Source organism: Prescottella defluvii (genome assembly GCF_000738775.1).
GTDB lineage: Bacteria > Actinomycetota > Actinomycetes > Mycobacteriales > Mycobacteriaceae > Prescottella > Prescottella defluvii.
Map to the genome: position 1 here is coordinate 1 of NZ_JPOC01000167.1, position 202 is coordinate 202.

The 202-nt window shown below is 65.8% G+C and carries 1 protein-coding gene; it reads left to right on the plus strand.

The window, feature by feature from the left end; genetic code table 11:
- Window positions 1-202: ATP-binding cassette domain-containing protein (locus tag IJ15_RS0124270; RefSeq protein WP_031940883.1), on the plus strand; the 202-nt coding region annotated here is incomplete at both ends.

The following is a 202-nucleotide window of genomic DNA, read 5'->3' on the forward strand; positions in this document are numbered from 1 at the left end:
TCGCGGTGAGTTACGGCACCGCCAAGGTGTTTCACGACGTGAATCTGCGTGTCGAGGACGGGCAGATCGTGGCGTTGATCGGGAATAACGGCGCAGGGAAAACCACGCTCCTGCGGGCGCTTTCGGGAATCCTCGGGGGCCAGGACGGGCGCGTGGTGGCCGGGACGGTACGCGGCGAGGGGCTCGACCTCAATCGGAGCAA